This is a genomic window from Acinetobacter amyesii (genome assembly GCF_002018365.1).
GTDB classification, from domain to species: Bacteria; Pseudomonadota; Gammaproteobacteria; order Pseudomonadales; family Moraxellaceae; genus Acinetobacter; species Acinetobacter amyesii.
Genome location: NZ_MVKX01000012.1, coordinates 96,019 through 117,502, shown reverse-complemented (window position 1 = coordinate 117,502; position 21,484 = coordinate 96,019). Strand labels below are relative to the sequence as shown.

At 36.5% G+C, this 21,484-nt stretch carries 20 protein-coding genes and 1 pseudogene; all 21 read left to right on the top strand.

The features are described 5' to 3' along the window. Window positions 1-332: pseudogene (locus tag B1202_RS15830) on the top strand (LPS biosynthesis protein WbpP); the annotation flags it as partial. Window positions 333-342: 10 nt separating this feature from the next. Further along, window positions 343-1,515, top strand: coding sequence for a lipopolysaccharide biosynthesis protein (locus tag B1202_RS15825; protein WP_078191556.1), 1,173 nt, complete (start codon window positions 343-345; stop codon window positions 1,513-1,515). Further along, window positions 1,515-2,108, top strand: coding sequence for an acyltransferase (locus B1202_RS15820; RefSeq protein ID WP_078191555.1), 594 nt, complete (start codon window positions 1,515-1,517; stop codon window positions 2,106-2,108). The genes B1202_RS15825 and B1202_RS15820 overlap by 1 nt, the downstream gene beginning before the upstream one ends. 120 nt (window positions 2,109-2,228) lie before the next feature. Next, entirely contained in the window at window positions 2,229-2,777 is a 549-nt protein-coding gene (locus B1202_RS15815; RefSeq protein WP_078191554.1) for an acyltransferase, read from the top strand. Window positions 2,778-2,808: 31 nt separating this feature from the next. Next, window positions 2,809-3,927: a glycosyltransferase gene (locus B1202_RS15810; protein ID WP_078191553.1), complete on the top strand. Its 1,119-nt coding sequence runs from the start codon at window positions 2,809-2,811 to the stop codon at window positions 3,925-3,927. Then, window positions 3,924-5,018: a glycosyltransferase gene (locus B1202_RS15805; RefSeq protein WP_078191552.1), complete on the top strand. Its 1,095-nt coding sequence runs from the start codon at window positions 3,924-3,926 to the stop codon at window positions 5,016-5,018. Before B1202_RS15810 ends, B1202_RS15805 begins: the two co-directional genes overlap by 4 nt. After that, entirely contained in the window at window positions 5,015-6,154 is a 1,140-nt protein-coding gene (locus B1202_RS15800) for a glycosyltransferase family 4 protein (protein WP_078191551.1), read from the top strand. The genes B1202_RS15805 and B1202_RS15800 overlap by 4 nt, the downstream gene beginning before the upstream one ends. Before the next feature lie 32 nt (window positions 6,155-6,186). After that, the gene (locus B1202_RS15795; protein WP_060513820.1) at window positions 6,187-6,726 is read left to right on the top strand and encodes a serine O-acetyltransferase; all 540 of its coding nucleotides are present in this window, start codon (window positions 6,187-6,189) and stop codon (window positions 6,724-6,726) included. Window positions 6,727-6,879: 153 nt separating this feature from the next. Beyond that, on the top strand, window positions 6,880-7,485 hold the full coding sequence (locus B1202_RS15790; protein WP_078191550.1) for a sugar transferase: 606 nt from the start codon (window positions 6,880-6,882) through the stop codon (window positions 7,483-7,485). Further along, the gene (locus tag B1202_RS15785; RefSeq protein ID WP_078191549.1) at window positions 7,482-8,138 is read left to right on the top strand and encodes a NeuD/PglB/VioB family sugar acetyltransferase; all 657 of its coding nucleotides are present in this window, start codon (window positions 7,482-7,484) and stop codon (window positions 8,136-8,138) included. The genes B1202_RS15790 and B1202_RS15785 overlap by 4 nt, the downstream gene beginning before the upstream one ends. A gap of 35 nt (window positions 8,139-8,173) precedes the next feature. Further along, on the top strand, window positions 8,174-9,343 hold the full coding sequence (locus B1202_RS15780; protein WP_078191548.1) for a DegT/DnrJ/EryC1/StrS family aminotransferase: 1,170 nt from the start codon (window positions 8,174-8,176) through the stop codon (window positions 9,341-9,343). A gap of 60 nt (window positions 9,344-9,403) precedes the next feature. Next, window positions 9,404-11,242: a polysaccharide biosynthesis protein gene (locus B1202_RS15775; protein WP_078191547.1), complete on the top strand. Its 1,839-nt coding sequence runs from the start codon at window positions 9,404-9,406 to the stop codon at window positions 11,240-11,242. A gap of 151 nt (window positions 11,243-11,393) precedes the next feature. Continuing rightward, on the top strand, window positions 11,394-12,671 hold the full coding sequence (gene tviB / locus B1202_RS15770; RefSeq protein ID WP_078191546.1) for a Vi polysaccharide biosynthesis UDP-N-acetylglucosamine C-6 dehydrogenase TviB: 1,278 nt from the start codon (window positions 11,394-11,396) through the stop codon (window positions 12,669-12,671). 14 nt (window positions 12,672-12,685) lie between these two features. Next, on the top strand, window positions 12,686-13,705 hold the full coding sequence (locus tag B1202_RS15765; RefSeq protein ID WP_078191545.1) for an NAD-dependent epimerase/dehydratase family protein: 1,020 nt from the start codon (window positions 12,686-12,688) through the stop codon (window positions 13,703-13,705). Window positions 13,706-13,749: 44 nt separating this feature from the next. Beyond that, window positions 13,750-15,168: a lipopolysaccharide biosynthesis protein gene (locus B1202_RS15760; protein ID WP_171262677.1), complete on the top strand. Its 1,419-nt coding sequence runs from the start codon at window positions 13,750-13,752 to the stop codon at window positions 15,166-15,168. Window positions 15,169-15,174: 6 nt separating this feature from the next. Next, a complete protein-coding gene (locus tag B1202_RS16725; RefSeq protein WP_078191543.1) occupies window positions 15,175-15,690 on the top strand; it encodes an acyltransferase in 516 nt (171 codons plus the stop codon). A gap of 8 nt (window positions 15,691-15,698) precedes the next feature. After that, window positions 15,699-17,147, top strand: coding sequence for an O-antigen polymerase (locus tag B1202_RS15750; RefSeq protein WP_078191542.1), 1,449 nt, complete (start codon window positions 15,699-15,701; stop codon window positions 17,145-17,147). 20 nt (window positions 17,148-17,167) lie between these two features. After that, window positions 17,168-18,268, top strand: coding sequence for a glycosyltransferase (locus tag B1202_RS15745; RefSeq protein WP_078191541.1), 1,101 nt, complete (start codon window positions 17,168-17,170; stop codon window positions 18,266-18,268). A gap of 20 nt (window positions 18,269-18,288) precedes the next feature. Next, complete coding sequence (locus B1202_RS15740; RefSeq protein ID WP_078191540.1) at window positions 18,289-19,314, top strand: glycosyltransferase; 1,026 nt, start codon at window positions 18,289-18,291, stop codon at window positions 19,312-19,314. Between the two features lie 11 nt (window positions 19,315-19,325). Beyond that, the gene (locus B1202_RS15735) at window positions 19,326-20,552 is read left to right on the top strand and encodes a glycosyltransferase family 4 protein (protein ID WP_171262676.1); all 1,227 of its coding nucleotides are present in this window, start codon (window positions 19,326-19,328) and stop codon (window positions 20,550-20,552) included. A 27-nt stretch (window positions 20,553-20,579) separates the two neighbouring features. Beyond that, a complete protein-coding gene (locus B1202_RS15730; RefSeq protein ID WP_078191538.1) occupies window positions 20,580-21,188 on the top strand; it encodes a sugar transferase in 609 nt (202 codons plus the stop codon). The last annotated feature ends 296 nt before the right edge of the window (window positions 21,189-21,484 follow it).

Genomic DNA, 21,484 nt, shown 5'->3' with positions numbered 1-21,484 from the left:
CCAGCCGTGATTTCTGTTTCATCGATAACACGGTTCAAGCCAATATTTTGGCGGCGACCGCATCAGATGAAGCAAAAAACCAAGTGTATAACGTGGCTGTGGGTGACCGTACTACGTTGAATGAGTTATATCGTGCCATTCAGGTGGCACTTGCGACAAATGATGTGAACTTTGAGCGTGATCCTGTGTACCGTGAGTTCCGTGCAGGTGATGTACGTCATTCACAAGCCAGCATTGCTAAAATTGAGCAACATTTGGGTTATGCGCCCGAGTTTAAAATTGCTGAAGGCATTCAATTGGCGATGCGTTGGTACGTCAATAACTTAAAATGATATTGAACCGATGATTGCGAAAATCTTCGCAAAATATCAGTCCATTGGGCTGATTACACTCAGTTTACTGGCAGGTGCGATAATGACATTTATCGCACTTCCTGCTTTAACACGTCTATATTCTGTTGCTGACTTTGGTGCTTACGGAATTGCATTGGCGATCGTCAGTGTTTTATCGACCGTTGCCAATTTACGTCTCGATCAAGCTTTGTTGGTCGCAGAGGAACATGATAAAAAAAGCCTGATTTTTGAAGGGGCTATATTCTCAACAGTAATCGCTGTGATGAGTGGCATCGTCATCAGCGTGATTTTAAATGTTGAAATGGCATGTGCTGTGGCAACCGGCGTGCTTGCCAATACCTTGCTTCAGAGTGTTTATAACTATCAATTTGCTGTGCATAAGGAATATTTTTGTGCGGGCTTAAATATTTTTAGAAGTGCGATCGTCGTTGCGGTGCAATTGAGTTTGCCACTGTTCATGCAGATCAGTCTGGTCAATAGCTACAATGTCAGTTCGATCCTGATGATCGTGGCGATGTTACTCTACATATTGAAGTATCAGCTCTATCAAGTCAGTTGGCAGGCGTTTAAACATTATAAAGATTTTATCTATGCCAATACCCCGCATGCCTTGCTGAACAGTTTTTCACATAATTTACCGTATTATGTGGTGTCGCATTTTGTGGGTGTGCAGGCAATGGGTTTTTATGCCATTGTCGAGCGGACTTTACGTGTCCCAATCAATTTGATTTCACAGACTTTACGTCAATTTTTTATCCGTAAGTTTAAAAGCACGGATTCAAACAAAAATGCCTTGAAGGCAAGTGTGCTTTTAAGCTTGGTGTCGCTGCCTCTTTTTGCAATTTTCTTTATCTTGCCTGAATCGGTATATCTTTGGATTTTCGGTTCTGAATGGGTTGGCATCTCAACTTATTTCCAAATTTTGGCGTTGGGCTATTGGGCGGTTTTTTGTAATCCGCCAAGTTCGGCTTATTTAATTGCCAAGCGCAATAGCCAAGTGTTATTTAAACTGCAAATCGTAGAACTCATGATTAAGTTCGCTTTATTTGCAGGCTTATATGTTTTATGTGCCGATAAAATTTATATGCTCTTGGCGGTGCCTGTGGCACTAATCATTTATAACTTTGCCATTTTATATGTAGTGTGGAGAAACAAAAGCTGATGTTTTTTAAACTGTTAAAACTGATGAATTGGTTCACTGCACAATGCCGTCAGCAATTTTATAACCTGGCTTTTAGCACGAAATTTCGTTACTTTGGTAAAGCCTGTACGGTTGATATTAGCGGACAAGTGAAAATTGGTCAGAATGTTTATATTGGCGATCATGTCAGTTTAATTGTCGAGCAAGGTGCAAGCTTAGAAATCGCAGATAACAGTTTTATTGGTGAAAGTTGTTATATCAAATGCTTTGGTGGCAAGGTGTCGATTGGTAAAGACGTCAGCATTAACTCGAAGTCATTTATTAATGGCTGTGGCGGTGTCAGCATTGGCGACAACACCCGTATTGGCACGCAAAGCATCATCATTGCCAGTAATCATAAATTTGGTGAGCCTGATCTGTTGGTGAAAGATGCGATTACCAAACAAGGGGTCAGTTTAGGCGAAAATATTTGGCTTGGTGCGCGGGTGACGGTACTTGATGGCGTGAAAATTCCAAGTGATTCGGTGATTGGCGCGTGCAGTCTGGTTTCGAAACCTTTGGACGAATCAGGTGTCTATGTCGGTAGTCCTGCTAGAAAAATCAAATCGCTCTGATCTTATTTTTTCATCCTGCATCGTGACTGCGGTTTCCATATCGTAAAGTGGATTTTCAGCGTAAAATAGCTGACTTATTTTCCTCCTTTTAAGTTGCCTCGCCTCATTCAGGTATTGTGTATGTCATTTATGATTTCTGCTTTTCGACAGCTGTTTGATTTGGCTTATTTTATTGCAAAAGGCAGTGTGGCTTATGCACGTAAAAAAGGTGTAAAAGTCGGTGAAAATTGCCGAATTTATATTAAAAGCTGGGGCTCAGAACCATTTTTGGTCAGTATTGGTGATCATGTGACCGTGACCTCAGGGGTGAAATTTATTACCCATGATGGCAGTACTTGTTTAATCAAAGATGAGCAAGGTAAACGCTACCAACGCTTTGCACCAATTCAAGTGGGATCGCATGTGTTTATTGGGGTCAATACAATCGTTATGCCCGGTGTGAGCATTGGCTCCAACGTGGTGATTGGCGCAGGCTCGGTGGTGACCAAAGACATTCCTGATCATAGTGTGGCGATTGGCGTACCTGCTAAAGTGGTATCCAGTTTTGCAGACTATCAAGCCAAAATTCAAAGCACCTGTGCCAGTGACAGTGAGCTTGCTGGCATTACGGATTATCGTGAGCGGGTTGAACGCGCCATTGCGATTCAAGCCTCAAAAACACCACATTAATATTCTCCCATTTTAAAATTTAGGTCTGATTATGTTGAATAAAGTCATGTTCTTTTTGCCAAGCTTGGGCGGTGGCGGTGCAGAACGTACAGTCATTCAACTTGCCAATAGCTTTGCAGAACAAGGTCTCAATATTCATTTGGGTGTGTGTGATGTCACAGGTGATAAAGCCAAACTCTTGCCTGAAGTCAGCCCGAAAATTCAATTGGTCAATTTTAATTGCGGTCGTGTGATGAATAGCCTCACAGCATTGAAAAACCAAATGCAAAAAGAACAATATGATTGTGTAGTGGCCACTCAAACCCATACCAATATTATTGCAGGTATTGCCAAAAAACTGGCAGGCGTTAAAACTGCATTAATTTTCCGTGAAGTGTCGACGCCATCTAAGAATTTGAAATTGCAGGGCATTGCCAAATTTGTGCTGAAAACTTTGGTGAATTGGACTTATCCTATGGCACAGCAAGTAGTCTGTGTCTCCAAAGGGGTTGAAGCAGATTTTCGTGAATACTATGCCTATAAAAATAATAATCTGAGCACCATTTATAACCCCGTATTGGATGATGCCTATTTTGAAAAGCTCAAAGCGCCCGTTACGCATCGCTTTTTTAATAATGACAATAAAGTGATTTTGGCAGTAGGGCGTCTGACTGAAGCGAAAAACTTTGGTTTTCTGATCCGCTCCTTTAAAGCTTTGCATGATCAGCATCATGAAACCCGATTATTGATTTTAGGTGAGGGCGAACTGCGTGCAGAGTTTGAGGCTTTAGTTGCTGAATTGGGTTTAAAAGACGTGGTGGATTTGCCGGGCTTTGATGCCAATCCATACGCTTATTTTAAATATGCATCGCTATTTGTTTTAAGCTCGAATTGGGAAGGCTTGCCGGGTGTACTTATTCAAGCCTTAGCCTCTAAAGTGAAAGTAGTGAGTACCAACTGTCCAAGTGGACCAATGGAAATTCTAGAAAACTCTAAGTTTGGTTTATTGGTTGAATGCAACGATCAGGTAGGGTTAACCCAAGCGATGCAGCAAGCGATATTTGCAGATTATGTGCAATATCAAGATGCTGATTTTGAATCACATATTCAGCAGTTTCATAAGCAAACCGTACTCAAGCAGTATTTGCGAATGATGGAGTCGGCGGTATGAGCAAACCTTTGATGGTACATGTGATCACCAACTTTGCAGGCGTGGGTGGTGCCGAAATGATGTTGGCACGCTTAATTCAGCAAACTGAACATGACTATCAGCACGTGATCATTGCACTGATGAAAACTTCAGAGGTCTATAAAAGCACGCTCGATCGTTGTCAGTCACATTATGCTTTAGGTTGGAATGGCATCAATACCCTGAGTACCATTCAAAAATTACGTAAATTGCTAAAGCAGTTACAACCAAAAACCGTGCAATGTTGGATGTACCATGCCAATGCCTTAACCAGTTTGAGTGTCATTGGCTTAGCAAAAAAACCAAAGGTGGTATGGGGCATTCATCACTCACTTGCTTCTCCAAAAGATGAATCGATCAGTACTAAGATTGCTTTAGGTTTAAGTAAAATTTTATCAAAACAGCCAAGTCACATTATTTATTGTGCGCATTCTTCATTAGAACAGCACCAAGCATTTGGTTTTCAAAACCCGAATAGTGAGGTGATTGCCAATGGGGTATTTCTTGATAAATTTCAGCCGAACCCAGAATTGCATCAACCAACCGTGATTGGCTTTGCCGGACGTTACCATCCTGCAAAAGGCTATCCGTATTTATTTGAAACTATGGGCTTACTTAAAGATAAAAACATCATCTTTAAAATTGCAGGTAGCGGAGCGAGTTTGGAGAATCCTGAGATCAAAGCTTTATTTGATCAGTATCAATTAGATGCCGAAAAAGTCCATTTATTGGATCAAATTTCAGATATGCCTGCGTTTTATCAATCTATTGATGTATTCCTCATGACTTCAATTACCGAAGGTTTTCCGAATGTGTTGGTCGAAGCCATGGCATCAGGTTTGCCTTGTATCAGCACCGATGTTGGTGATGCGCAATATATTGTGCAAGAGCTTGGCGAAATTGTACCGCCGCGCAATTCGGCTGTATTGGTGCAAGCAATTTTAAATTATGTGCAGCAAAGCAATGATCAAAGATTGCAGTTGAAACAAGCCGTGCGTGAGCGCGTAGAAGCACATTTCAGTATTGAGAAAGTGAGTCAGCAATATATGCAAGTTTGGGAGCAAAGCCGTTGAAATTTCTGATGATCAGCAGTTTTTTGCCTTCTGTTTTAAATTTCCGCGGGAAACTGTTGGAAGCTATTCATGCACAAGGCTACGAAATTCATATTATGGCGCCTGAATTCGCATCATTCCCTGAAGAACAGCAAAAACTGCAAGCCCTTGGCTATCATCTGCATGAAATTCCCATGCAGCGCACAGGCACCAATCCGCTGTCGGATTTAAAACTGTTAAAACATCTCTATCAGAAGATCCGTCAAATTCAGCCTGACTACGTACTGTCCTATACGATTAAGCCTGTGATTTATGGCACGCTCGCGTCATGGCTGGTGAAAGTACCGCATCGTTTTGCTTTAATTACTGGTCTGGGTTATGCCTTTCAAAATGTAGAAGCGGGTAAGCGCAGTCTATTTCAAAAACTGGTGCATGGCTTATATGCGCAAGCGCTCAAACGTAGCGACAAAGTTTTTTTCCAAAACCCAGACGATTTAAAGCTGTTCCAAGACATGCACTTACTGGATGCTAGTAAGCCGACGGTGGTGGTGAATGGTTCAGGGGTGAATGTGCAAGACTTTGATGTCTTGCCCTTACCGCAAAATGATGTGGGGACAGTTAAAGCCTCATTTTTACTTATTGCACGGCTTTTGGGTGATAAAGGTGTGCGCGAATATGCTGAATCGGCGCGCATCATCAAAGCACAATATCCTGAATCGGAATTTCATTTAGTCGGTTGGATTGATGATAATCCATCAGCTATTTCTAAAGCCGAACTCGATGAATGGATTGCCGATGATCGCCTCAAATATTGGGGCAAACTCAGTGACGTACGTCCTGCAATTGCGGAAAGCTCGGTCTACGTGTTGCCCTCCTACCGTGAAGGCACGCCACGTACGGTATTAGAGGCGATGGCTATGGGACGGGCGATTATTACCACCGATGCACCAGGTTGTCGTGAAACGGTATCGCACGGTGTGAATGGTTATTTGGTCGGAGTGAAGTCTGTAGATGATTTGGTGCAATGCATGCAATACTTTATTGAAGATCCAAAACTGATTGAGTATATGGGACAGCGTTCGCGGGAAATTGCGCTGAATAAATATGATGTGCATCAAGTGAATAAGCATATGCTGGCTGAAATGGGTATCCATTAAAGGCGATTCACCCAATTTAAGAGGCGATCCAGATGACTTTAAAATATATAAAAAGTGATTTATACCGTTATACGGGCAATCTTGGTTTTAAATCATTTTTGAAAACTTATTTATTCAATCGCGGTTTTAATTTTTCATTTTGGCTGCGTTTGGCCAGTGCAAAATCATTTTGGGCAAAGTTGGCTTATCCAATTTATTATTATAAAAAAAAGCAGTACGGCATAGATATTCATACCACAACTCAAATTGGATATGGTCTGTTTATTGGTCATGGCGGGCCGCTGGTTGTTAACCCTACGACTGTGCTTGGCAATAATGTAAATTTATCGCAATTTACAACGATTGGTGCCAATGGCGGCCGTCAAGCAGCAGAAATTGGTGACAATGTTTATATTGGGCCGAATGTTTGCATCATTGAGCATGTCAAAATTGGCAATAATGCCACTATCGGTGCGGGCAGCGTTGTGACGAAAGACATTCCTGAAAATGCAACTGCGGTAGGAAACTACGCGAAAGTTATCAGCATGAATAACCCGGGTCATGCAGTCAATCGTCGTTGGACCGATCTCTAAACGACTATATTTTCGGGATCTTTTGGAATGGGCACTACTTGAGTCCCTTTGACGATTGAAATATTTTACAAATCTGATGGTCTCGAACAGGGTATAATCATTGCTAGAAATGGATACCATTCCCCCATCTTCATCTAATCTTAAGAGTGAACCATGTTAAAGCGTTTATTGGATATTGTTATTGCATCATCTGCGCTGGTGCTGCTGTCTCCTATTTATGCTTTGGTGGCTTATAAGGTGAAAAAGAATTTAGGTTCTCCTGTTTTATTCCGTCAGCTACGTCCGGGTCTGTATGGCAAGCCTTTTGAAATGGTGAAGTTCCGCACCATGAAAGATGCACTAGATCTCGATGGCAATCCATTGCCAGACAGTGAGCGTCTGACCGCATTTGGTAAAATGCTTCGTGCCACCAGTTTGGATGAAATGCCTGAACTGTGGAATGTGATTAAAGGCGATATGAGTATTGTCGGACCAAGACCATTATTGATGGAATATTTACCGCTCTATAATCGTGAGCAGGCCAAGCGTCATCATGTGCGTCCGGGCATCACAGGACATGCTCAAGTGAATGGTCGTAATGCCATTTCATGGGAAAAAAAGTTTGAGCTTGATACTTGGTATGTGGAAAATCAGTCTTTATGGCTGGATTTTAAAATCATGCTAAAAACCGTGAAAAAAGTGATTGCCAAAGATGATATTAGTGCCGAAGGTGAAGCCACCACGACCAAATTTACCGGAACACCGGAACAAAAAAAATGACAACACTCTATGCGATTTATGGGGTTTCAGGTTGTGGGCGTAGCCTGATGCCTGTCGCGCGTCAGCAATTGGCACGTCAAGGTGATGCTTCTGAAATTATCTTTATCGATGATGCTTTAACAGCAATGGCTTGGGTCAATGGTCATCGTGCCATGAATTACCAAGCGTTTCTCAATGAATTTGCATCGACAAAATACGTGCAAATTGCGATTGCCAATAGTCGTGTGCGTGAAAAAATTGCTCAGCGTTTAGAAGCGGATGGCATTCAGCTTTGGTCGATCACTGCGGATAATGTGGTTTTAATGGATCAGATTGAACTCGCTGAAGGTTCGGCTTTAAGTCCTTTTGTCACCATTGGCTCCAATGTCAAAATCGGCAAGTGCTTCCATGCCAATTTATACAGTTATGTTGAGCATGATTGTGTGATTGGGGATTTCGTTACTTTCGCGCCAGGCGTAAAATGCAACGGCAATATTCATATACACGCGCATGCCTATATTGGCGCGGGTGCGATGATTAAGCAGGGCATACCTGATCAGCCTTTAGTGATTGGTGCAGGTGCGATTGTGGGTATGGGTGCTGTCGTGACCAAAAGTGTACCCGTAGGCGTCACCGTGGTGGGTAATCCCGCCCGAATTCTGACTTCAAAATAGATTTTTAAACTCGATTTTTAGACTGGGAAAATTCCATGTTAAACAGTGCATTTGAGCCTTGGCCAAGCTTTACCCAAGCAGAAGCCGATGCGGTGTCAAAAGTCCTATTATCCAATAAAGTGAATTATTGGACAGGTCAGGAATGCCGTGAATTCGAAAAGGAATTTGCACAGTTTGCAGGAACTCAGCATGCAGTTGCTGTTGCCAATGGGACTGTGGCACTCGATTTAGCACTCAAAGCTTTGGGTGTGGGTGCAGGTGATGACGTGATTGTCACCTCACGGACCTTCTTAGCGTCAGCAAGTTCAATTGTCACCGCAGGTGCCAATCCGATTTTTGCCGATGTGGAACTGGATTCACAAAATATTTCACGCCGTACAATTGAAGCAGTCGTCACTCCCAATACCAAAGCCATTATTTGTGTGCATTTGGCAGGGTGGATGTGTGATATGGATCCGATCATGCAATTGGCTGAGGAAAAAGGCATCTTCGTGATTGAAGACTGTGCCCAAGCGCATGGTGCAATGTACAAAGGTAAATCGGCAGGTTCAATTGGTCATATTGGCGCTTGGTCATTCTGCCAAGACAAGATTATGACCACAGGCGGTGAAGGCGGTATGGTCACCACCAATGATGAAGGTCTTTGGAAAATAATGTGGTCGTATAAAGATCACGGCAAAAACTTTGATAGCGTTTATAACAAGCAACATCCACCGGGCTTCCGTTGGTTGCATGACTCATTTGGTACCAACTGGCGCATGATGGAAATGCAAGCCGTGATTGGCCGTCTGCAACTCAAACAAATGCCTGAATGGACGGCAAAACGTAATACTAATATGGCTCGTATCCAAGCTATATTTGAAAGCAGCCCTTATTTTACCGTAGCGAAACCGTCAAACGATTATGTACATGCCGCTTATAAATGCTATGTGCAAGTCAATGTCGATGCTTTGCCAGAAGGCTGGTCACGTGACCGCATCATGGCGGAAATTTCATCTCAAGCTGTTCCATGCTTTAGCGGTTCATGCTCAGAAGTGTATTTAGAAAAAGCCTTTGATGGCACAGCATGGCGTCCAAAAGAATCATTGCCAAATGCAAAACAACTTGGTGAAAGCAGTTTGATGTTCTTGGCACATCCAACATTGTCGGATGCCAGCCTGCAAAAAACAGTGGATGTCATTACGCAAGTCATCGCAAAAATCTAAACCTGAAAAGCGCGTATAATAATACGCGCAAATATTTCCTTGACCTGATTCGAGCACGTTGTGAAAGACATTATCCGATCTATAGCATCACTACCGCGTCGCCAAAAGCAAATTGTTTTGGTGCTGATGGATATCTGTGTTTTACCGTTGATGATGTGGCTGGCGTATGCCATTCGTTTGGCGCGTCCGAATGTACAGGTCATGCAAGGCTTAGACGCTTGGTATATCTATGTCGGTATTTTTGGCATTGCTATTTTTGCTTTGCTTGGGATTTACCGCGCAATTGTCCGTTCTTTTAATGAAGACTATTTACTGCGGATATTAATCGGGACATTTATACAAATTGTAGTGCTGTACAGCATTAAAAAATTGAATGTCGCATTTATTCCCATGAGTATTCCACTCATGTATGGCTTTATGCTGTTTTCATACATGTGGTGGAGCCGTGCAGTCATTCGTTATGCAACCTTAAAAACCTTTGCCAAAAAACAAAGCCGTAAGCGCGTGGCAATTTATGGTGCAGGCTTAGCAGGTCAGCAAATTGCAGCAGCGCTAAACCGTTCAGATGATTATTTACCTGTTTGTTTTATAGATGATAAAAAATCATTACGTAGTCAATCTTTAAGCGGTTTAAAGATTTATTCACCCCAAAAAGCACAAACCAAATTGGGTAAATTTGGTATTGAAGAAGTCTTACTTGCCATGCCTTCAGTCGGACGTGCACGGAAAAAAGAGATTATTGAATCTTTTGATTCGGCAGATGTTAAAATTATGGAGTTGCCTGGGGTCACCCAGTTGGTCGATGGGCAAGTCCAAGTCTCTGATATTCGTGAAGTGGATATTATTGATTTACTAGGACGTGATCCTGTACCGCCTAAAGCTGAACTGTTAGAAAAAAATATTAAAAATAAAGTGGTCATGGTGACAGGGGCGGGTGGTTCGATCGGCTCTGAGTTATGCCGTCAGATCGTGAAGCATCAGCCGAAATTGCTGGTGCTGTTTGAAATGTCTGAATTTGCTTTGTATTCAATTGACCGTGAATTGCAGGCATCTGATATACAAATTATTCCAGTCTTAGGTTCTGTCACCAATCAGCCAAAGTTAGAACGTATATTGCAACAGTATGCGGTACAAACGGTTTATCACGCGGCGGCTTATAAACATGTGCCGCTTGTGGAGGCAAACCCATTTGAAGGTATTTATAATACGTCCATTGGTACGCAGCGCAGTGTAGATGCTGCGGTGAATCAAAATATTGAAACCTTTGTATTAATTTCAACTGATAAAGCAGTGCGTCCTACCAATGTGATGGGTGCGTCTAAACGCATGGCAGAGCTGTATTGTCAGGGCTTGGCATCGACGAATCCAAAGACCCAAATCAGTATTGTCCGTTTTGGGAATGTATTAGGATCTTCGGGATCTGTTGTTCCTTTGTTTAAAAAGCAGATTGCTCAAGGCGGGCCTGTTACAGTAACGCACCCAGAAGTCACGCGTTATTTTATGACGATTCCTGAAGCAGCTCAGCTGGTGATTCAAGCAGGTGCGATGGGGACAGGTGGTGATGTATTTCTGCTTGATATGGGCGAGCCAGTTAAAATAATAGACTTAGCTAAACAAATGATTCGTTTAAGTGGTTTTCGAGCAATCGATGAAAATGGTATAGGTGATATTGAGATACAATTTACAGGTCTACGTCCGGGTGAAAAGTTATATGAAGAGTTGTTAATTGATGCTGAAAATGTTGAAAAAACGGATCATGAACGGATATTAAAGTCTTATGAAAAGTATTTATCTTTTGATGAGGTGTTAAAGGTATTTGAAGATTTGAAAGACAATCAAATGCTATTATGTAAGTTGAAATTAATTTTAAATAAATATGTAGATGGTTATAAGCTTTAAATGTAATTTTATATTAATTTAGTTGCATTATTGTTTTAATATAAAATTTATCTATATAAAACAAAGCTGGGGATTATGAACGAAATCTGTTATATTGTGCCCGTTTTTTTTATTTACTGAAGTAATAATACATAATATAAGGCTTGATGGAATGTTACAACGCTCTGAATTAAAAATTGCCATAATCGGATTAGGGTATGTCGGTTTGCCGCTAGCTGTTGAGTTTGGAAAAAAAGTTCCCGTGGTGGGCTTTGATATTCATCAGAAGCGTATTGATGACTTACGTGGCGGTTGTGATCATACCCTGGAAGTTTCTCCTGAAGAATTAGCACAATCAGCTCAATTAAGTTACAGCGCAAATTTAGAAGATTTAAAAGACTGTAATTTCTTTATTGTTACAGTGCCAACCCCGATTGATGAATATAAGCAGCCAGATTTAACCCCTTTGGTGAAAGCTTCAGAAAGCATTGCTAAAGTACTGAAAAAAGGTGATGTGGTTGTCTATGAATCAACGGTTTATCCTGGTGCGACTGAAGAAGTCTGTATTCCTGTTTTAGAGAAAAATTCAGGCTTAATATTCAATCAGGATTTTTATGCAGGCTATAGCCCTGAGCGTATTAACCCGGGTGATAAACTGCACCGTGTCACCAATATTTTAAAAATCACCTCAGGTTCAACGCCTGAAGTCGCTGATTATGTTGATGCAGTTTATAACCTGATTATTGAAGCAGGCACGCATAAAGCTTCAAGTATTAAAGTTGCAGAAGCAGCCAAGGTGATTGAAAACACCCAGCGCGATGTGAATATTGCCTTAATTAATGAATTGGCGCTGATTTTTAATAAAATGGGCATTGATACTGAAGCGGTATTACAAGCGGCAGGTACTAAGTGGAATTTCCTGCCGTTCCGCCCGGGTTTGGTTGGCGGTCACTGTATCGGTGTTGACCCGTACTACTTGACCCATAAAGCGCAAGCGATTGGCTACAACCCAGAAATTATTTTAGCGGGCCGCCGTTTAAATGATGGTATGGGGGCTTATGTAGTAACGCAGTTGGTGAAAGCCATGCTGAAAAAACGCATTCAAGTAGAAGATGCTAAGGTCCTCATTTTAGGTTTAAGTTTTAAAGAAAATTGCCCAGATATCCGCAATACACGCATTATTGATATTGTGAATGAGCTGAAAGAATACAATGCTAATGTAGATGTTTATGACCCTTGGGTAGATACATCTGAGGCTGAGCATGAATATGATATTAGTCCAATTTCATGCTTAGAAAATGGCAAATATGATGCAGTAATTTTAGCGGTTGCGCATCACCAGTTTACAGACATGGGTGTAGATGCTATCCGTGCTTTGGGTAAAGCTGATCATGTGCTGTATGACTTGAAATACGTGTTATCTCAAGCCGAATCTGATCTTCGTTTATAAGTGAGCCATACCAAATGAACCAATATCAACAGGTATGTGAGAACCTTAAAACAGCGCCTAAAACATGGCTGGTAACTGGAGTTGCTGGATTTATTGGCTCTAATTTACTCGAGACCTTGTTAAAACTGGATCAAACCGTGGTGGGTTTAGATAACTTTGCCACAGGTCATCAGCATAATTTGGATGAAGTACAAAGTTTAGTGACAGCTGAGCAATGGGCGAAATTCAGTTTTATTGAAGGTGATATTCGCCAATTTGCCGACTGCCAAAAAGCCTGTGCAGGTGTGGATTATGTCTTGCATGAAGCTGCTTTAGGCTCTGTACCGCGTTCGATTGCCGATCCGATCACGACCAATGAAACCAATATCAGTGGTTTCTTAAATATGCTTACTGCGGCACGTGATGCAGATGTTACTAGCTTCACATATGCAGCCAGCAGTTCAACCTATGGTGATCATTCTGCATTGCCAAAAGTCGAAGAAAATATTGGTAATCCGCTTTCACCGTATGCAGTGACGAAGTATGTCAATGAGTTGTATGCCGATGTTTTTGCACGTAGCTACGGTTTTAAAGCGATTGGTTTACGTTATTTCAACGTGTTTGGTCAACGCCAAGATCCAAACGGTGCTTATGCTGCGGTGATTCCGAAATGGACGGCATCAATGATCGCTGGTGAAGATGTCTTCATCAACGGTGACGGTGAAACCAGCCGTGATTTCTGTTTCATCGATAACACGGTTCAAGCCAATATTTTGGCGGCGACCGCATCAGATGAAGCAAAAAACCAAGTGTATAACGTGGCTGTGGGTGACCGTACTACGTTGAATGAGTTATATCGTGCCATTCAGGTGGCACTTGCGACAAATGATGTGAACTTTGAGCGTGATCCAGTCTATCGTGAATTCCGTGCAGGCGATGTACGCCATTCACAAGCCAGCATTGCTAAAATTGAGCAACATTTGGGTTATGCACCGCAGTTTAAAATTGCCGAAGGCATTCAATTGGCCATGCGTTGGTATGTGAATAATAAGTAATTTATAGGTTGTAATATTAAATGAATACTTCCCTGCAGAAGAGCATGTTGGTCAATACTATATGGTCATTCGTAGGGAGGTTTGGCTATCTAATAATAAATTTATTTGCAAATATTATTTTGGCAAGAATATTAGGTCCAGAGGTTTTTGGACAAATGGCAATAATCCTTTTTTTTATTACTATAGCATCAGTTTTGACTGAATCAGGATTATCGGGAGCGTTAGTAAGAGCTGAAAATGTAATTGAAAGTGATTATTTCACTGTTTTTGTTTTTAATTTATTTGTTTCTTTGATTTTGTATATAATAATAATATCATGTTCCTCATTAATTTCAAATTTTTATAATATTTCAAATTTAAGAGATTTAATTGTTGTTTCATGTTTAGTGATAATAATAAATGCATTTAAAATTACACAATCAACTAAATTGATTAGAGAAATGAAATTCAAAAAGAAATATATCTATGAGATTGTTTCTATAGGTATTGCTTCTTTAGTTGGAGTTTTTTTAGCATTAAATGGTTGGGGTATTTGGTCATTAGTTTTAATGCAAATAGTAAATTCATTAATATTAACTGTGATGTTGTGGGTCACTTTAGGACGGTTGAAGGTTTATAATTTTGATTTTAAATATTTTAAAAGTATTTATAAGTTTGGTGTAAATACAACGCTAGCATCATTAATTAACACTATTTTTGATAATATTTATCAGTTGATATTAGCTAAATATTTCTCTATTTCACAAACTGGATTATATTACCAAGGGCGGAAACTTCAAGAAATACCCGTTGGAATATTGCAGTCAACAGTTTTAAATGTTGTATATTCAGGTTTATCAAAAATAAAAAATGATCTTATAGGATTTAATGAATTATATACAGCTGTAGTAAAGCTATTTACAATAATACTTTCTTTGATGTGTGTTTTAATATATTTATATGCAGATATTATTATTTTAAATTTATATGGAGATGCTTGGATTGAATCAATTATATATTTACGATTATTGATTATAGCTGGGTTTTTTTATTTGCAAGAAATGCTTAATAGATTAATATTTAAGATATTTGATAGGACTGAAAAGATTTTACAATTAGAGATAATAAAAAAAATTATACAGTCTATAACTATTGTATATGGTGTATGGCATATGAGTATACTTTACTTGCTATACGGATTTATCTTAACAAGTGTTTTAAGTTTTTTTATAAATTATTATTATGCGAGAAAAATACAAGGTTACTTCTCGTATGATGATTTAAAATGTATATTTTTAAATATTGTATTAAGTGTTTTGTTGGTATTGGTTTTTAATAGTGTTAAAATTTATTTTGATTTGAATCAATTTATTTTAATTTTCATAATCCCAGTTGTTTTATTATTTTATTTTCTTGGCTTGATATTTTTAAAAGTTTTAGAAATAAGAGATATAGTGAAGCTAAAAAAAATGTTGTTTAGGTGATTAAATATGATATTGAAAATTCTGAACTTAATAAGACGAAAATTTTGGTCAACAGAAAAATATGCAAGATACTTAGGAGTAAAAATTGGTAAAAGTTGTGATATTCAAAATGTAAATTTTGGTTCTGAACCTTATTTGATAGAAATTGGTGATGATGTTCAGATTACAGATGGAACAAAAATTTTCACTCATGGTGGTGCTAAAGTTTTACGAAAAAAGCATCCAAACATGGACTTTTTTGGAAAAGTTAAAATAGGTGATAATGTATATATAGGGAATAATTGTCTGATCATGCCTGGAGTTACAATTGGTTCAAATGTAATAGTTGCAGCAGGCTCTGTAGTAACTAAATCCATACCTGATAATGTTGTTGTTGGGGGGAATTCTGCGAAAATATTAAGTAGTCTAAATGATTTTGAGGTAAAGATACTTAAATATAATGTTGGAACAAAGGGAATGAGTAAATCTCAAAAAAAATTATATTTATTATCTTTGACTGATAGTGAATTTATTAAGAAGTAATATTGAATATGAAAAATGTTGTTCTCGCATTATTATTGATTATAGTTTTTACTATTCTCATGACTATGTATTTAAATTTAAATTTAAATTCATTAATAATGAGTAATCAATATTTGGGTTTTGTTTTATTCTTAAGTTTTATTTCTTGGGTTGTTTTTTTAAATAGAAAAAAGCGAACTAATGGCGTAGAGCAATATGTAAGTATAACCTCACTCTTTATTTTTAGTTTTTTTGTGGTTCATTTTCAGTTTTATGTTGATTATTATCTTGGTTTTAAAGCTGATTTGTCATTAAGAAATTACTTTGATGCAGGTCTTATGTCAAAAGCTATAACATTATCAAGTATTGCACTGGTTTGTTTTTTTATAGGAAATGTTTTACAGCTATCTTTTAATAAACAAAGTTTAAGATTAACAAGTGGTAGAGAGTATAAATTTTCATTTTTAATTCTTAAATTTTTCACTTTTGTTTTTTTTATTATTTTCTTTGTATCTACACCAGCAGACTACTTTAATGGTGGTTATGGCGAGATGATGAATAATGACGGTATTGGTTATTTGCAAGCAAAGTCGAATCATCTGTTTCAGATGTTTTTATGGGCTTATATGATTTGTGTTATCATAGATAGTGGAAGAAATAATGAAAAATATAATATTATAAATTATATAAAGTTATATGATATAAAAATTATAATTTTAGCACTATTATATTTTGTCTTGTCGATATTGTCTGGGGATCGAGGGCCAATAATTAATATTACAATATTGGCTTTTGTTGGATATCTAATTTTATCTAGGAAAAAGCTTGCTTTCAGTAAAATTATTATATTTATTTTGGTTGGTGGGATTTTTATTCAATTTTTAGGTTATTTTAGAGAGACTGATGGTCATTTATCATTTTATGATCGATTTAATGAAGGTATTGCCCTAAAAGAAAATATAGATAATAGAGGTGAAAAAACGATTATTCCAATAACTGAAGAGTTGGCAAGATCGTTAAGGTCATACCATGCCGCTATAATGGATCAGGAAACTAATCCGCCATTATATGGGATGGGAAACTTAGATGACATAATTGCTGTAATACCAGGTTTTGGTTTAATTTTAAATAAGATTTTTTCTATTAAGTTTGAAAATACATCTAAATATATAACAATCATAATGGGTACAGATCATGGTATGGGTACTACAGCACTAGCTGATGTATATCTTAATTATAGAGAGTTTGGTGTTATATTTTTATTTATATTGTTTGGATGGATTTTTTCAAAATTAGATTATTTAGCTTACTCGAATTTTAATAATCTTAGATTAGCCACTCAAGTCTCTTTTTTTGTGTTTATAGTATCTGCTTTTTATTTAGGAAGATCCTCATTTGTTTTGGTTTTAAGTGATATAGTTTTGGTATATTTAATTATAAGGTTATCAATATTTTGTAGAAAAAAGGGTTTTAGTTAAATGCATTGTTGGTGTCTTTCATGAGTTTTAATCATAAAAAATTGGTAACCTTCTTTTCTCCAGATATGCAAGGTGGCGGTGCGGAGCGTGTTATTTCCACTTTGATTACTAGTTTTTCGAAAAAAGGTTATAATATTGATTTGTTGTTGTTAAAAAAGGAAGGGCCTTATCTTAAAGATATTCCTTCAAATGTAAATATTATTGAGTTTAGGACTAAGAAGTTGATCTATTCTATTCCTAAATTAATTAAATACTTATTTTTGAATAAACCAGATATAATATTTACATCACACATTCATTTTAGTACGGTTGTGTCATTCTTTAGTAAAATCTCATCTCCACAGACAAGCGTTATAATACGCCAACCGACTATGCTTTATCCTAGTCAAAAAAAAATGAATTTTTTAGATTTATTGAGATTAAAAATCTTTAGGTACTCTTTAAGTTTTGTTGATAAGATTGTACTTAGTAGTAATTTTATGAGGGATGAATTTTTAAAATTTGCATTCAGTACTTCACATAAAATTTATGTAGTTCACAATCCAGTTAATATCGATAATGTTAAGATTAATTGTAAAGAAAAAATTACTGATTTATTTTTTGTTGATAATCTTCCTAAAATTATTTCGGTTGGAAGGATGACTGAGGTAAAAGATTTTTCTACTTTAATTAAAGCATTTTCTATTGTTAGAAATAAGGTTCCTTGTAAATTAATAATTTTAGGTGACGGTAGTCTGAAACCTAATTTGATTAAATTAACAAAAAAATTATGTATCGAAGATTATGTATTGATGCCTGGATTTGTTAATAACCCTCATAAATATATTGTAGCTTCGGATATATTTGTATCATGTTCCTTATGGGAAGGTTTTCCTAATGTTTTAGTAGAGGCAATGGCCTGTGATGTGAAGATTGTAGCTACAAATTGTGAAGGTGGAACTAGCGAAATTTTAGAAAGTGGTAAGTGGGGGAGTTTAGTACCAATTTCTAATGAATTTGAGTTAGCTAATTCTATAATTAAATCGTTGCAAGAGTCTAAAAGCAATGAAGCCTCTGTACGAGTTAAAGACTTTTCTGTTCAAAAAATTTCTGATGAATATGAAAAAATTTTTTTTAATTAATTGATTTTAAAGGTATTTAGATGAGCAGAAATATGATACTTGTTATAGGCTATTTTGGTAAGATGAATAATCAAATAGATGGACAAACTATTCGTACTAACAGTATCTATAATTTGATAAAGGAAAGAAGTGATTCAGAGGTTATTTTTTTTGATACTCAATCATTTAAAAATAATAAACTTAGTATTTTAAAAATGATTTTTTTAATATGTAAATCAAAAGTTATTTTTGATATTGCAGCACATGGTAATTTAAAATATTTATTTCCTTTAATTTTTATATTATGCTTTTTTTTAAAAAAAAAATTAAATTATGTTGCTGTAGGTGGATGGTTATTTGATTTTATTGAAAATATGCCAATTCACAAAAAATTATTGATGAAAACACAGAATGTTTTTGTTCAGACGGAAAATCTTTGCATAAAATTAAAAGAAAACAATTTTACCAATGTCAGGTTGCTTAATAATTTTAGACTTACTAATTTTCAGAGAAAAATAGTAAGAAATAATAGAATTAATAAAATTGTATTTATGGCTAGAATACATGAAATGAAAGGTGTTGATGTTATTTTTCAATTAGGCCATAAACTAATTGAAATGGGTTATACAAATATTGTTATAGACCTATATGGCCCTATTCATCATGAATATGAAAAATCATTTTTAAAAAATCTAAAGAATTCATCAATTAATTATGGTGGTATTGTCGATCCTCTAAATGTATACGATGTATTGGAGAACTATGACCTCATGGTTTTTCCAACAAAATATTTTACTGAAGGTTTTCCTGGCTCAATCTTGGATGCTTATATTTCGGGTATACCAGTAATAGCATCTGATTGGATGAATGCTCATGAATTTATAGTTGATAAATGTACAGGATATATTGTTGAATTTAATAATCCAGCTGCATTTATTGAAAAAGTTATTTGGTTAATTGAAAATCCTGATAATTTACTTTTATTAGATGCTAATATTATTCAAAAAAGTAAGCAATATAGTAGTGACTCGGCATGGTCTACATTAATAGAGAATAAGGCACTTTAATGGTTAATAAAATGAATAATACTCCTAAGACTGTATGGTTAGTTAATCAATATGCAAGTACTTTAGATTATGGATTTGGCGGTAGATTTTATTATTTTGCAAAAGAGCTTTCTTTATTAGGCTATGACGTACATGTTTTTGCATCAGGAAATCATCATCTTTTAAAGAAAAAGCCAATTTTAAATAACTTGTTAACTACGGAGCTAGTTGAAGGTTTTAATTTCCATTGGATTAAGTGCCTAGATTATCCTAATGCACATAGTAAAATAAGGATTCTTAGTGAATTTGATTTTTCAAAAAAGATTTCTAATTTAAATTTGAGTTTAAAAAATCCTGATTGTATAATTTATTCCACACCATCTTTAATTGGTTATAGAGGAGCGTTGAAACTATCTAGAAGATTTGAAGCAAAATTAATTTTAGATATTAGAGATTTGTGGCCGTTAACCCTAATTGAAATGGGGGTGTCAAAGTATCATCCATTTATAATGTATTTATCTTGGCTAGAAAAAAAAGCATATAATACTTGCGATTATATTATTTCTAATTGGCCTTATGCTAATAAGTATATAAATAAATTTAATAATAAGATTAAATTTAAGTGGATTCCTAATGGTTTTTCATTAGAAGAATTTAATGATTTTGAAAAATTAGATCAGACTTTAATTAATGAGATTCCTAAAAATAAATTTATTGTTGGATACTGTGGCACAGTAGGTTTCGTTAATGCTTTAGAAACATTAATTCAGTCTGCAGAGATTTTGAGGAATAATGTTGATATTTATTTTTTAATTGTTGGTTCTGGAAAAGAAAAGAAAATAATTCAACAATATGCAAAAGATAGGAATTGTCATAATGTTATTTTTATAGATGCAGTTAATAAAAAACAAGTTCCACATATATTATCTTTTTTTGATTGTTGCTATGTAGGGTTTATGGATATTCCTTTGTATAATTATGGTAGCTCTTTGACTAAGCTGCCAGAATACCTAGCGAGTAAAAGACCTATAGTATATGCTAGCAACTCACCATTTCAACCAGTATTAGAATCAAACTCAGGTGTTAGTACTAAAGCTGAAAATCCGCAAGAAATATCGGAAGCAATTCTAAAGCTATATAATATTTCTAAAGAAGAACGAAATACTTTAGGTGAGAATGCATATAATTTTGCGAAAGAAAATTATGAGTATCAAATGCTTGGTTCTAAATTGGCAGATATTATTGAAAGTTTAACTTAACTTTCATTGAATATTGGAGTTATTTATATGAAAAGGTTAGTTGATATATTAATTGCGGCATTTGCATTAATAATTTTAAGCCCTGTATTTGTTTTGGTTGCCTACAAAGTTCGCAAAAACTTAGGTTCACCAATTTTCTTTTACCAAGACAGACCTGGTAAAAATGCAAAAATATTTAAGATGATTAAATTCCGTTCTATGCTAGACGCGATTGATAAAAATGGTAATCCGTTGCCTGATGATCAGCGTATTACTTCTTTTGGGCATAAGTTACGATCAACAAGTTTAGATGAAATGCCACAACTTATTAATGTTTTGAAAGGTGATATGAGTATTGTTGGGCCTAGACCACAGATGAAAGATTTTTTAGAACACTATACTCCCGATCAAATGCGCCGCCATGATGTCAAGCCTGGTATGACTGGTCTAGCTCAAGTGAGTGGCCGTAATAATTTGACTTGGGAAGAGAAATTTGCATTAGATGTGGAATATGTAAATAGAAGATCAATTTTTTTAGATTTTCAAATTATGTTTAAAACGGTTAAAGTTATGTTAAACAAAGAGGGAATTAATGCGCCTGATCAAGAAGTTGGTGCGGAAAGGTTTGTAGGAAGTGTCAATAAAAAAGCTAAGTAGTCTGTACAATGATATATTTGAATATTTTTTTGGTGATTCGATAGTTGCTCAATGTCTTAGATTGCGGTAGGTCAAAACGTTCGACTTCAATACAAGTTTATAGCTGATATACCATAAATTTGGTTTTATCATATTTATATAATTTATTCCGTACTATTCTAGATGTGCTAAAAAATCTGCGAATTCTAGAAAATCAATGCTTCAAAATATTTGGTTGGTATAGTTGATTAAATGAACGAGGCGATAGTTAGCAAAATTCACTAGAGTATTTTGAATATATTTTCTTTACTTATTTA